Annotated in this window: 11 protein-coding genes; 5 read left to right on the top strand and 6 right to left on the bottom strand. The window is 73.0% G+C overall.

Going from position 1 to position 13,081, the window contains the following annotated elements; all coding sequences use genetic code 11:
* Nucleotides 1–7: 7 nt before the first annotated feature.
* From AB0H37_RS10455 to mtrA, 6 genes are all read right to left on the bottom strand, one after another.
* Nucleotides 8–664, bottom strand: coding sequence for a response regulator transcription factor (locus AB0H37_RS10455; RefSeq protein WP_229810015.1), 657 nt, complete (start codon nucleotides 662–664; stop codon nucleotides 8–10).
* A gap of 372 nt (nucleotides 665–1,036) precedes the next feature.
* A complete protein-coding gene (gene raiA, locus AB0H37_RS10450) occupies nucleotides 1,037–1,708 on the bottom strand; it encodes a ribosome-associated translation inhibitor RaiA (protein ID WP_179837451.1) in 672 nt (223 codons plus the stop codon).
* Between the two features lie 653 nt (nucleotides 1,709–2,361).
* Entirely contained in the window at nucleotides 2,362–3,027 is a 666-nt protein-coding gene (locus AB0H37_RS10445; protein WP_360612206.1) for a phosphoribosyltransferase family protein, read from the bottom strand.
* Between the two features lie 141 nt (nucleotides 3,028–3,168).
* Nucleotides 3,169–4,965 carry an LpqB family beta-propeller domain-containing protein gene (locus AB0H37_RS10440; protein ID WP_329085799.1) on the bottom strand — a complete coding sequence of 599 codons (1,797 nt, stop codon included), beginning with the start codon at nucleotides 4,963–4,965 and terminating at the stop codon, nucleotides 3,169–3,171.
* Nucleotides 4,962–6,599 (bottom strand): MtrAB system histidine kinase MtrB, encoded by a 1,638-nt coding sequence (mtrB, locus tag AB0H37_RS10435; RefSeq protein WP_229810001.1) that lies wholly within the window; start codon nucleotides 6,597–6,599, stop codon nucleotides 4,962–4,964. Before mtrB ends, AB0H37_RS10440 begins: the two co-directional genes overlap by 4 nt.
* Before the next feature lie 90 nt (nucleotides 6,600–6,689).
* A complete protein-coding gene (mtrA, locus tag AB0H37_RS10430; protein ID WP_021598338.1) occupies nucleotides 6,690–7,367 on the bottom strand; it encodes an MtrAB system response regulator MtrA in 678 nt (225 codons plus the stop codon).
* A gap of 285 nt (nucleotides 7,368–7,652) precedes the next feature.
* On the opposite strand from mtrA, the gene AB0H37_RS10425 reads away from it, so the two are divergent.
* The 5 genes from AB0H37_RS10425 (at nucleotide 7,653) to AB0H37_RS10405 (ending at nucleotide 12,949) form a co-directional block, all read left to right on the top strand.
* Entirely contained in the window at nucleotides 7,653–8,753 is a 1,101-nt protein-coding gene (locus AB0H37_RS10425) for a hypothetical protein (protein ID WP_360612205.1), read from the top strand.
* The gene (locus AB0H37_RS10420) at nucleotides 8,750–9,427 is read left to right on the top strand and encodes a DUF4129 domain-containing protein (protein WP_229810002.1); all 678 of its coding nucleotides are present in this window, start codon (nucleotides 8,750–8,752) and stop codon (nucleotides 9,425–9,427) included. Before AB0H37_RS10425 ends, AB0H37_RS10420 begins: the two co-directional genes overlap by 4 nt.
* On the top strand, nucleotides 9,421–10,620 hold the full coding sequence (locus tag AB0H37_RS10415) for a DUF4350 domain-containing protein (RefSeq protein ID WP_360612204.1): 1,200 nt from the start codon (nucleotides 9,421–9,423) through the stop codon (nucleotides 10,618–10,620). The genes AB0H37_RS10420 and AB0H37_RS10415 overlap by 7 nt, the downstream gene beginning before the upstream one ends.
* Nucleotides 10,621–10,685: 65 nt before the next feature.
* Nucleotides 10,686–11,657, top strand: coding sequence for a MoxR family ATPase (locus AB0H37_RS10410; protein ID WP_179839053.1), 972 nt, complete (start codon nucleotides 10,686–10,688; stop codon nucleotides 11,655–11,657).
* Nucleotides 11,657–12,949: a DUF58 domain-containing protein gene (locus AB0H37_RS10405; RefSeq protein ID WP_329085779.1), complete on the top strand. Its 1,293-nt coding sequence runs from the start codon at nucleotides 11,657–11,659 to the stop codon at nucleotides 12,947–12,949. The genes AB0H37_RS10410 and AB0H37_RS10405 overlap by 1 nt, the downstream gene beginning before the upstream one ends.
* Nucleotides 12,950–13,081: the final 132 nt, after the last annotated feature.

Raw genomic sequence — 13,081 nt, 5'->3', positions numbered from 1 at the left:
TCTCGGGTCAGGTGATCTCTAGGAGTTTTTCGCGGACGGCGTAGACGACGGCCTCCATCCGGGAGTGGAGCTGGAGCTTCTCCAGGATGTTGCGCACGTGGTTCTTCACCGTGTTCTCGGAGATGAACAGCTCGCGCGCGATCTCCCGGTTGCCGAGGCCGCGTGCGACGAGGCGCAGCACTTCCATCTCGCGCTCGGTGAGGCGGGGCGCGGGGACCTGCTGCGTGCGCTCCTCGCTGCGCTTGGACAGCGAGGCGAACTCGGTGATGAGCTTGGACGCCATCGACGGGCTGATCAGCGACTGGCCGCCGTGCACGGCGCGGACGGCCTGCGGGACCTCGTCGATCGAGATCTCCTTGAGCAGGTAGCCGCTGGCACCGGCCTTGATCGCCTCGAAGAGGTCCTCCTCCTCGTCGCTGATGGTCAGCATGACGATCTTCGCGCTGGGCGCGGCGTCCTTGATCGCGGTGCACGCCTCGATGCCGCTGCGGCGCGGCATCCGGATGTCCATGAGGACGACGTCCGGCAGCAGGTCGCCGGCCATCTCCACGGCCTGCTGCCCGTCGCCGCCCTCGCCGATGACCTCGATGTCGTCCTCGCCCTGGAGGACCATCTCCAGGCCGCGGCGGAACAGCGCGTGGTCGTCGACGATGAGCACGCGGATGGGGTCTGCCGCTCCGGTCGGCGCTGCCGCCTCCCGGCCGGCGGGGGCGGTGCCGGCGCCTGGCTGGCGGGGTACCGCCGCGGCGTCGCGAGTCTCGGGCTTCTCGCTCACCAGAGTCGCGGCGTGAAGGAGACGCCGCTTCCCCCCTTCACTATTCAGCGATATGGAACTGCGGAGGGTCGTTCTCCTACGGGTCGTCCTCGGGAACCTACGGGGTCCGGGGACGAACCCGGGGGATTTCAGACCGGGGTGTCTCCCGGTTAACCGCCGCGCGCCCCGGGAGGTTCCCGGGACGCGCCGCGTCGCGGATCGGCTGATGCGCCTTTTCAGATCATGACATGGTTCGGGCGGTGACGTGACGCGAGTACCGCATCACTCTTCGACAAGTCTGATGACTCCGTAGTCCCAGCCTCGCCTCCGGTAGACGACCGAGGGGTGCCCCGTGGACTTGTCGCGGTACAGGAAGAAGTCGTGGCCGACGAGCTCCATCTCGAAGAGGGCCTGCTCGATGCCCATCGGCTCGGCCTGGTGGAACTTCTCGCGGACGACGAGGGGGCCGTCGCCGTCCATGGGGATGGGGACGAGGTTCTCCTCCTGGGGGACCACCTCGGTCTCGGCTTCGGCCTCCACGGGCTGCGCGGCCGGCTCGACAGGCTCGGGCCCGACGGCGGGGAGCGTTTCGGGGAGCGTCTCCATCGTGGCGAGCTTGGCGCGGCCCTTGCCGCCGTGGTGCTTCGCGCCGTGCCCCTTGCGCCGCTCCGCGTCGCGGCGGAGCTGTGACTCCAGCTTGTCCAGCGCCAGGTCGAGGGCGCCGTAGCGGTCGTCGGCGGCGGCCTCGGCGCGGATCACCGGACCGCGGGAGCGGATCGTGAGCTCCACTCGCTCGCGCTGGTCGGCCAGGCGGGGATTGCGTTCCTCTGACACCTCCACGTCCACGCGGATGACCTTCTGGTCGAGCCGCTCGATCTTGGCGAGCTTGTTGTCGACGTGCCGACGGAACCTGTCGTTGACGTCGGTGTGCCGGCCCCTCACGGTGATGTTCACGTGGGACCCCCCTTCTCCCGGTTACGGTTCATGCCCGTTCCGGGGCCCCTGACAGCCCCGAACGGGTACCAAAGGACGGTGGGTCGCACCCGCCCGGCCGACCTGGTCTTCGTCCCCACATCCGCCTGCTGAGGGGCTCGCGGCGCTTTCGCCACTACTGCCCTTCTCCCGTTTCGGGGGATATCGGATCCCACGACGGGGCAGGACTTACCTCTAAGGCGCACCGTGATCGGTCGACGAGAAGTCGCCTTACGTGGGCCGTTTCGCCTGCGCCTGGCATCGGCTAGCCGGATCGTCTGCCGTGCCCCTGACGGGCACTGCGATCCAACGCAACCACGGACCCGGGCGGGTGCCATGTCAGGAACGCTAACCCCTTACGCCACGAATGTCAGGGGGGTGCGGCGAGGAAAAACTCACTGACCGTCATCGTTGACTGCCTCAGCGGGGTCTTACGCCGCCTCTCCGGGACCCCGTCACGGACGTGAAACCCCCGTGTGCACGCCGCTCACGGGCCTACCGCCCGCCCAGGTCAGCTGGGACTCACCCCTCGGTGAGTTTCCGAAATCCCTGCCGCCCCATGTCCTTATGTGACTCGATTAACTTCACACTGTCCCCCTACACCCCACAGGCCCGACAAGTTCCACTACACGGCGTCACCAGAACCGGTGCCGGGGCGTCGCGGCGATGGTGGCCGCCCCGGTCACGTCCGCGCCGGCCGCCCGCAGGGCTCGCGCGGCCTCGGCCAGGGAGGCGCCCGTCGTGACCACGTCGTCGACCAGGACGACGCGGCGCCCGGCGACCTCGGCGCGCACCTCGATGGCCCCCGCGAGGTTGGCGGCCCGTTCCCTGGCCGAGAGCCCGGCCTGGTCGGCCACGCGCCCTCGCTGCCGCAGGGCGCCGAGCGCGGACACGGGAACACCGCCCGCGCGGAGCCGCCGGACCGCGACGTCGACCGTCCCCCGCAGGGGGTCGTGGCCGCGCCGACGCACGGCCCTGCGCCCCGACGGCACCCACACCACCACCGGCGGGCCGGGGCCGGACGGGAGGGCGGCGTGGACGGCCGTCGCCAGGGCCTCCCCCAGCGGGACGGCGAGCGCCGCGCGTCCGCGCTCCTTGTAGGAGGCCAGGATCGTGCGGAGCGGCCCCTCATAGGCCGCCACGGTCCACGGAGGGGGCAGCCCGGCGGGCGCCTGCCCCGCCGGCCGCGCCCCCGCCCTCAGGGGACGTGCGCACGCGTCGCACAGCAGCCCCGGATGATGCCCGCACCCGGCGCAGCGTTGCGGAAGGAGCAGGTCGATCAGATCGGCGAGAACACTCATGCCCTCGACGATGCCGGGCGCACCCGGCCACCGCCCCGCACTCCCGGAACTGTGGATAACTCTCAGTGATCACAACGCGGCGGGCAATGGGCAAGGTGATACCGCCGCTTCGGCGTGTCGCGGTACGCCCGGATCCGCGCGTCAGCCCGGGTAGGAGGGGTCCTTGGCGGGGGTGGGGCAGATCCAGGCGCTGTAGGAGTTGCTCGGGGAGCGCTGGCGGCAGACCTGGTCCTTGCCGGACGAGCGGGTGCCGATGAGGATCGGGGCGCCGGGGGCGGCGGCGATCGTGCGGGGCTCGCCGAGGGAGCCGACGCCCAGGGACGTGATGGCGCTGCCGCTGATCGGCATCAGGAACGGGAGGGTCTGCGAGTCGCGCTTGGCGCGGCCTAGGACGGCGAGGGTGCCGTAGTCCCGCCAGGCGAGGTCGACGGCGTCCTGGAGCTCGGAGCTCACGGGCAGGAAGGAGCCGACGTCCGGGGCGCCTCCGGAAGCCTGGACTATGCGTCCCACCTGGACCTGGGGGCGGCCGTCCACGCGGGCGATCACGGCCGCGCGGACGCCGTCGCGGGCCACGCGGAAGGCGAGGACCTCGCGGCCGCCGAGGCCCCAGTGGGCGGCGCGGACGGGCGGCCCGCCGCGCCTGCGCACCCAGAGCGAGGACTCGTCCTTCTTCGTCTCCACGATCCACAGGGTGCCGTCGTGGCTCCAGGTCGGCGCGGTGAAGTGGGCCCCGGGACGCGCGGTCAGCAGGACGCGGGGCGCGGGCTGGCCGGTGACGGGGCCGGCGACCAGGACCTGGCTCTCGTCGGCGCTCAGGCCCGCGAACTCCTGGTGGTCGGGGGCGACGGCGGGACGGGTGAGCCGGCCGGCGGCGCCGGTCACGACGGGCTGGGCGCGGTCGCTCTCCAGGGTGCCGAGGAAGCCGGAGGGGCCGACGACGTAGGCGCTCTGCTGGACGCCCGCGCCGGGCACCTGGCCGTCGGGCGAGTTGCCCTCCCATCCGTTCACGGACTGCGTGGCGTCCGTGCCGTCGGGCGCGACGGTCCTCCCCTCGATCGACAGCCGCCACGACTTGATCTCCGAGAGCTGCCGCATCGTCCACGAGAGCTGCGCCGACATGCGCTCGACGTCGCCGCCGCGGGCCTGGCCCGTGAGGTCGACGGTCGCGACGTCCTTGTCGATCCGCACGCTGCGGCGGAGCCGGGTGCCCTCGGGGAAGGCGGTGTCGACCGCGCCGTTCAGCCAGGAGGTCGGGCCGGTCAGCAGGGCCTGGACGAGCTGGGTGGGCAGCGTCCGCCGGTTCACCACGGGCAGGAAGACGCCGTTCGGGACGAGGGTGCGCCGGTCGGGCGCGAAGAAGTACAGGTTGACGGTGCGCATGGCGCGCTCGACGTCGTCCTTGGTGAGCAGCAGGCCGGCCTTGTCGTCACCGGGGAGGCCGGCGATGCGCCAGACGCCCTGCGGGGTCTTGGAGAGCTGGAACGTGGCGTCGAGCGCCTTCGGGGAGGCGGTGTACTGGCCGTCGGCGGTGATCGTGCCGAGCTCCTCGCCGGTGATGCGGACGGTCGCCTGGTTCCCGGACGACTTGATCACGTGCGGGTCGGTGATGCGGCTCGCCAGCACGGTCACGAAGGGCCGCAGGCCGGGGTTCCAGGACGTCTGGCCGGACAGGTACTGCTTGGCGACCTTGTGCCCGTCGTCGAAGCTCGCGGACGCGGAGAGGAAGCCCGAGACGATCTGGGCGGGGCCCCACTCGGGGCGCGGCTTCACCGGGATCAGCCGGACGTAGGGGTCGTCGACGCGCTCGGCGCGCTCGGCGGGCTTGCCGGAGACGACCTGCCCGCCGCTCGGCACGTTCGCGCAGCCGGCGCCGCCGAGGACCAGGACGGCGACGGCGAGCAGGCACGTGATCCGCCGGGTTCCCGCGCAGGGGCTCATTCGCCCGCCTCCAGCTCCGCGAACAGCGGGCGGGCGTCACCGGCCCCCGGCGGGACGAGCGGCAGCGGCGAGCCCCGCAGTTCGGCCCCGGCCACGCGCGGCAGCGAGAGGCGGAACTGGGAGCCCGCGCCGGGCTCTCCCCACGCCTGGAGCCAGCCGCCGTGCAGCTGCGCGTCCTCCCGGGAGATCGACAGGCCGAGCCCGGTGCCGCCGGTGGTGCGGGCCCGGGCCGGGTCGGCGCGCCAGAAGCGGTCGAAGACCATCTGTCCCTCCCCCGGTTTCAGCCCGACTCCGTGGTCGCGGACGGAGACGGCGACGGCGTCGCGGTCGGCGCCCACGGAGACGACGATGTCCTCGCCGTCGCCGTGCTCGACGGCGTTGACGAGGAGGTTGCGCAGGATGCGCTCGACGCGGCGGCGGTCGACCTCGGCCAGGCAGGGCTCGCCCGGCAGCTGCAGGATGACCTTGCTGCCCTTGCGCTCGGCGAGGCCCTGGATGTCGCCGACGACCCGCAGCACGAGGTCGCGCATGTCGAGGGACTCGGCGTCGAGCGTCGCCGCGCCCGCGTCGTGGCGGCTGATCTCCAGCAGGTCGGCCAGGAGCGACTCGAACCGCTCCAGCTGGCTCTGCAGCAGCTCCGCGGACCGCCCGACGGACGGGTCGGCGAAGCCGTCGCGGTTCTCGTAGAGCATGTCCGCGGCGATCCTGATGGTGGTCAGGGGCGTGCGCAGCTCGTGGGAGACGTCGGAGACGAACTGGCGCTGCACCTGCGACAGGTCCTCCAGCTCGCCGATCTTCTCCTGGAGGTTGGCCGCCATGTCGTTGAAGGAGCGGGCGAGCCGGGCCAGGTCGTCCTCGCCCCGGACCCGCATGCGCTCTTCGAGGCGTCCGGCGGCGAGTCTCTGCGCGCCCTGGGCCGCGAGCCGCACCGGGATGACGACCTGCCGCGTGACCAGGGAGGCGATCGCGGCCAGCAGCAGCACCAGGACGATGCCCACTCCGGCCAGGGAGCGGCTGACGTTGGTGAGGGTCTGCTGCTCCTGCGTCAGCGGGAACAGGTAGTACAGCTCGAACTGGCCGGTCTTGCCGCCGACGATGAGGCCGCGCTCGTCCGCGCGGTCTCCGATGTAGGAGAGCCTGCCGTAGGTGTAGGCGCGGGACCCGGCGGGCGCGTTCTTCAGCTCCTCGCGGAGCCGCTTGGGGACGCTCTCCTGGCGCAGTTCGTTGGTGGTGTACCCGTCGAAGTACTGCTCGGTGGTGTCGCGGATGTAGACCTCGTAGAGCCCGGAGGGCCCGCTGCGGGCCTTGAGCCGGTCGATCGTCGAGTTCAGCCTGCTGCCGTCGCCGGTGGAGTTGCCCAGGTCGCGCTGGACCTGCGCCAGGCCGTCGTCCAGTTGGAGACGGGCCGCCTTGACCTTGCCGTCCATCAGCGCGGACGACACCTGCTGCATGAGGAACGCGCCCAGGATCGCCACCACGATCGCCGAGATGAACAGGGTGGACGTGACGACGCGTACCTGGATCGACCGGCGCCAGCGCAGGTAGCCGGCGCCCGCGGCGCCCTGGACGACGCGGCGGACCGCGCCCAGCCCGCGCCGGACGAACCGCTTCGCCCTCCTCATGTCGACGTTCATGGGAGGTCCGCGAGGCGGCGCGGCGGTACGGAAGGGCGCTGGTCGGTCATCGGCGTGTCACGGGGATCGCGGCGGACGGCGGGACGGGCCTCAGGCCGGGCCGGCCTTGTAGCCGACCCCGCGCACGGTGACGACGATCTCGGGCCGTTCCGGATCTTTCTCGATCTTGGCGCGGAGCCGCTGGACGTGCACGTTCACCAGCCGCGTGTCGGCGGCGTGCCGGTAGCCCCAGACCTGCTCCAGCAGCACCTCGCGGGTGAACACCTGGCGGGGCTTGCGGGCGAGGGCGACCAGCAGGTCGAACTCCAGCGGGGTGAGCGGGATGTGCCGGTCGCCGCGCTTGACCGAGTGGCCGGCGACGTCGATGGTGATGTCGCCGATCTGCAGGGTCTCGGGCGCCGGCTCGTCGGTGCGGCGCAGGCGGGCGCGCACGCGCGCCACCAGCTCCTTGGGCTTGAACGGCTTGACGATGTAGTCGTCGGCGCCCGACTCCAGGCCGAGGACGACGTCCACCGTGTCGCTCTTGGCGGTCAGCATGACGATCGGCACGCCGGACTCGGCACGGATCTGCCGGCACACGTCGATGCCGTCGGCCCCCGGCAGCATCAGGTCGAGCAGCACGAGGTCGGGCCGGGTCTCCCGGAACGCCTCCAGCGCCTTGTCGCCGTCGTGGACGAACGACGGCTCGAAGCCCTCGCCCCTCAGCACGATGCCGAGCATCTCGGCGAGCGCGAGATCGTCGTCGACGACCAGTACACGTCCTCTCATGGCCCTCATCGTCACAAGTCGGGGTTCGGTGGAGTGGGGCGCGATGCTCCGGCGCCACCTCGCCAGGGAGAGTTATGCCTTGGCGTGCAAGGTTACCCGCGTTTGCGTCGTACGGCGCTCCTCCGCATCGTCCGGGCGACTCGCCATCGTAGGCGCGACTCCCGAAACCAGCGCAAGATCTACGCCGCGCCCGTGACAGGATGACCTGACCGGCGGCCGCGTACCGGCCCGGATCGGGCCAGATCGGACGCGCCGCCGACCCGCCGAAGAGCGCAGGGAGACGGGATGCCGGGACCGGACGGCTGGGACGACGACGCCGGCGCCACCGATGTGGCGCGGGGCGTCCCGTTCCGTCCCCTGTCGATCTCGGAGATGCTGGACGGCGCGATCGCCGGCATCCGGCGCAGGCCGCGCGCCACGCTGGGCCTGTCGGTGGCGGTCAGCACGGTGATCCAGGTGACGAGCTCGGTCGCCGCGTACTTCTTCGTCGGCGACGAGGCCCGCGACGAGGTCACCCCCGACCTGCTGATGGAGTCGCTGGGCGCCCAGCTGACCCTGTCGCTGCTGGGGCTGGTGCTGTCGGCGTTCGGGATCCTGCTGCTGGCGGGGCTGGTGGCGCCGATCCTGGGGCGCGAGCTGCTGGGACTGCCGATCGCGCCGAGGCAGGCGTGGCGGGACGCCCGGCCGCGGCTCGGACGGCTGGTCGCCACGGCGTCGGCCGTCATGGGCGTCTCGCTGGGCGCGCTGGTCCTGCCGCTCGTCCCGTTCCTCCTCCTGATCGCCGCCGGGGAGCGCCCGGCGTTCGCGGTGCTCGCGGGGCTCTTCGGTTTCCCCCTCGGCATCGGGCTGATGGTGTGGCTGTACATCCTGTTCGTCCAGGCGGTTCCCGCGGTCGTCCTGGAGCGGCAGACCGTCGGCGGCGCGCTGCGCCGCGCGATGACCCTTTCCAAGGGGCGCTGGTTCCGGACGTGCGGGACGCTCCTGCTGGCCATGCTCGTGACCGTGTTCATGGGCTTCTTCGCCTTGCGGATCCCGTTCCTGTTCGCACAGTTGATCTTCTTTGACGACTCCTCCGGCAGCGGGGCGACGATGGGCGCGCTCGCCGTGGACACCGTGGGCCGGATCGTGAGCTGGTCCGTGGTGATGCCGTTCGACGCGGGTGTGATCGCATTGCTCTACATGGACCGGCGCATGCGCCGCGAGGGCTTCGACCTGGACCTGCGCACCCGGGGGCGTTCGGCCGCGGCCGTCGCCGCCGGGGAGCGGGGAACCGCCGGAGAGCAGGGCGCCGGCGAGCAGGACGAGGGGTTCATCGGCCTGTGGCGGACGGGCCCGGCGCAGGCCGGCCCTGCACCGGCACGTCCGTGGACGGGGGCGGGCACATGATTCTCGATCCGATCGGCCGCGACGAGGCCCGCGAGATGGCCCGCCGCGAGCTGGAGAAGCAGATCTACCAGCGCGACAAGCCGTCCTGGCTGGAGCGGGCCTGGGACGACTTCGCCGAGTGGCTGCGCCACCTGTTCGACAAGGCGCCCGCCCCGGAGTCGCAGGGCAGCGGCGGCGGGTGGACGTCCATCGCCATCGTCGTCGCCGTCGTGCTGGTCGCGGTCGCGCTGGTGGTGTGGCTGATGTGGGGACGCCGGAACCCGCGCTCCCGCAAGGACCCGCTGCTGGAGGACGCACCGTCCACGGCGCTCGACCACCGGGAGGCGGCGGAGCTGCACGCGGAGGCCGGGCGGTGGGCCGAGGCGATCCGGGAGCGGCTGCGCGCCATCGCCCGCGACCTCGAGGAGCGCGCGGTGCTGTCGGCGCGGCCGGGCCGGACCGCCGACGAGCTGGCGGCCGAGGCGGGCGAGGCGGTGCCGGAGCTGGCCGGCGAGCTGGCCGCGGGGGTGCGGATCTTCGACGACGTCTGGTACGGGGACCGGCCGGGCACACCCGAGGGATACGCGCGGATGAAGGAACTGGACGAGCGGCTGCGCGCGGCGCGGCCGAAGCCGCTGGAGTCCGACGACCTCACCCTGGCCGGAACCGGCGACGACGGGGGGCCGCGATGGTGACGGCCTCCCCTCCGCGCGACGCGCGGCCCGCCCCGGAGGCGTCCGCCCGGCAGGTCGCGGGGCGCCGCTGGCGGTCGGCGCGCGGCGTCGTCGCGGCGGTCCTGGCGATGATCGTGGTCGCGGTGGTGCTGGCCGCGCTGCGCCCCTCCGCGTCGGCCGAGGCGCTCGACCCGGAGTCGCCGAAGCAGGACGGCAGCCGGGCGCTCGTGGAGATCCTCCGGCAGCACGGCACGCCGGTGACGGTGGCCCGGAACACCCGCGACGCCCTCGGCGCGGCCGGGCCGGGCACGATCCTGGTGGTGACCCGCACGGAGCGGCTCACCGAGGAGGACCTCGCCCGGCTGAGCGGCGTCCCGGCGGATGTGCTGCTCGTCCGGCCGACGTCGTTCGCGCTGGAGGCGTTCGCCCCGCAGGTGCGCAGGCGGGGCCCGTCGTTCGAGGAGATCGCCGGACCGCGCTGCAACCTGCCCGTGGCGTCGCTCGCGGGGCCGGTCGACTTCCACGAGTCCGAGACCTACGAGGTCGCGGGCGCCGGCACGGCCTGCTACCGGACCGACTACGGCGACGCGAGACTCGTCCAGGTCGGCACCGGGGCGCACACCGTGACGGTGCTCGGCTCGACGGCGCCGCTGACGAACCGGCGGCTCACCGAGGAGGGCAACGCGGCCCTCGGCATGAACCTGGCCGGTGCGGGCACGTCGGCGGTCTGGCTCGCCCCGGACCTGCCCGAGAAGGGCTCCGGAGCGGGGCAGCGGTCGCTCGGCGATCTGCTGCCGTTCGGCGTGAAGCTGCTCGTCCTCCAACTGCTCGTCGCGGTGCTGCTGGTGGCCCTGTGGCGGGCCCGCCGCCTCGGCCCGGTCGTGGCGGAGGCGCTGCCCGTGGTCGTCCGGTCCGCCGAGACGGTCGAGGGCCTCGCCCGCCTGTACCGCGCCGGTCGCGCCCGCGACCGGGCCTCCGACGCGCTGCGCTCCGGCGCCCGCGAACGGCTCGTGCCGCTCCTCGGACTCCCCCGCAGCAGCGCACAGGACCCCTCCGCCGCACAGGAGATCGTCGTGGCGGTCGCCCGTCGCACGGCGTACGACGAGACGTACGTCGGAGCGGCCCTGTACGGTCCTGAACCCCTGGACGACGCCGGGCTGATCGCCCTCACCGACGTCCTCGACGACCTGGAAAGGCAGGTACGCCAGTCTTGAACCCCCCTGTAGAGCTCGGGAAGGACGACGTGCCCGGCGGCGCCCCCGGCGGCGCGGGGCCGGGCATGATCTCCGAGGAAGCCCGGCGCCAGGCCGAGACGGCCCGCGCGGCGCTCGCGGCCCTGCGCGGTGAGGTCGCCAAGACGGTCGTCGGCCAGGACTCCGTGGTGACCGGGCTGGTGATCGCCCTGCTCTGCCGCGGCCACGTGCTGCTGGAGGGCGTCCCCGGCACGGCCAAGACGCTGCTGATCAAGACGCTGTCGCGGGCCCTCGACCTGGACTTCAAGCGTGTCCAGTTCACCCCCGACCTGATGCCGGGCGACGTGACCGGCTCGCTGGTGTACGACAACCGGACGGCGGAGTTCGAGTTCCGCGAGGGTCCGGTCTTCACCAACCTCCTGCTCGCCGACGAGATCAACCGGACGCCTCCCAAGACGCAGGCCTCCCTCCTGGAGGCCATGGAGGAACGCCAGGTCTCGGTGGAGGGCACCGCGCGTCCTCTGCCCGACCCGTTCGTGGTGTGCGCCACGCAGAACCCGATCGAGTACGAGGGGACCTATCCCCTGCCCGAGGCCCAGCTCGACCGGTTCCTGGTCAAGCTGACGGTGCCCGTCCCCACGCGGGACGAGGAGATCTCCATGCTCCAGCGGCACGCCTCCGGGTTCGACCCCCGCGACCTGTCCGAGGTGAAGCCGGTCGCCGGAGCGGCCGAGCTGGCCGCCGGGCAGGCCTCCGTCAGGACCGTGCACCTCGACGCCAAGGTCGCCGCCTACGTGGTGGACCTGTGCAGGGCCACCCGGCAGTCCCCGTCCCTCCAGCTCGGCGTGTCGCCGCGCGGCGCGACGGCGCTGCTGGCCACGTCCCGCGCCTGGGCGTGGCTGTCGGGCCGCGACTACGTCACGCCGGACGACGTGAAGGCGCTGGCCAGGCCCACGCTGCGGCACCGCGTCCAGCTGCGTCCCGAGGCGGAACTGGAGGGCGCGACCGCCGACGGCGTGCTGGAGGGCATCCTCGCCCACGTCCCCGCCCCGCGCTGATGGCGCTGACCGGGCGTCTCGGGCTGCTGGCCCTCCTCGGCGCGATCGTCCCGCTGTTCGCGCCGAGCTGGTGGACGCTCTTCGCGCTGTGGGGCGCCCTGCTGCTCGGCGTCACCGCCGACCTCGCCCTGGCGGGGAACGTGCGGGCCCTGCGCTTCCACCGCGCCGGCGACACCAACGTGCGCCTCGGCGAGACGGCCCAGGTGTCGCTGATCGTGGAGAACCTCGGCCGGCGGCGCCTCAAGGCCCGGCTCCGGGACGTGTGGCCGCCCAGCGCGGGCGCCACGCCCCGCATGGTGAGGGTGGACGTGCCCGCCGGGGAACGGCGCCGCGTCGAGATGACGTTGACGCCGACCCGCCGCGGCGACCGGAAGGCCGTCACCGTCGTCGTCCGCTCCGTGGGGCCGCTCGGACTTGCCGCGCGGCAGCTCTCGCGTCCCGCGCCCTGGAGCGTCCGGGCGCTGCCCGCGTTCCCGTCCCGCCGCCACCTGCCCGCCAAGCTCGCCCGGCTGCGGGAGCTCACGGGCGCGCACGTCGCGCTGATCCGCGGGCAGGGCACCGAGTTCGACTCCCTGCGCGAGTACGTGGACGGCGACGACGTCCGGTCCATCGACTGGCGCGCCACGGCGCGGCGCGGCGACGTGGTCGTGCGGACCTGGCGCCCCGAACGCGACCGCCGCATCTACCTCGTCCTCGACACCGGCCGCACGTCCGCGGGCCGCGTCGGCGACATCCCCCGGCTCGACTGCTCGATGGACGCGGCGCTCCTGCTCGGCGCCCTGGCGTCCCGCGCCGGCGACCGCGTCGACCTGCTCGCCTACGACCGCCGCGTCCGCGCCCGCGTGGAGGGCGCCTCCCGCACCGACCTGCTTCCCGCGATGGTGCACGCCCTCGCGCCGCTGGACCCCGAGCTGCTCGAATGCGACGCCGCCGGGATGGTGTCGACGCTGATGGCGCGCGTCCGGCAGCGGTGCCTCGTCGTGCTGCTCACCGATCTGAACACCGCCGCGATCGAGGAGGGGCTGCTGCCCCTGCTGCCGCGCCTCACCGCCCGGCACCTCGTCATGATCGCCGCGGTGTCGGATCCGCGGGTCGCGGAGATGGCGGAGGGCCGCGGCGACCTCGCGTCCGTCTACGACGCCGCCGCCGCCGAGCGCGCCCGAGCCGAACGCCGCCGCCTGACGGCCGAACTACGAGGCCACGGCGTAGAAGTGGTGGACGCCCCACCGTCAGCCATAGCCCCCGCCCTGGCCGACGCCTACCTGGCCCTGAAAGCCGCAGGAAGGCTGTAGAGCCCACCGCACCCACGCAACAACCCACGGCTGCGATCGCGTCAAAGGCAGGTTCAGGGCAGAGCCCCAGCGCAACCACGCAACAACCTCAATGGTTGCGATCGCGTCCGAAGGCAGGTTCAAGCGAAGCGA

Source organism: Actinomadura sp. NPDC023710, from assembly GCF_040639875.1.
Classification (GTDB): domain Bacteria; phylum Actinomycetota; class Actinomycetes; order Streptosporangiales; family Streptosporangiaceae; genus Spirillospora; species Spirillospora citrea.
The sequence above is the reverse complement of the archived record's forward strand: the minus strand, read 5'-3'. Positions and strand labels throughout refer to the sequence as shown.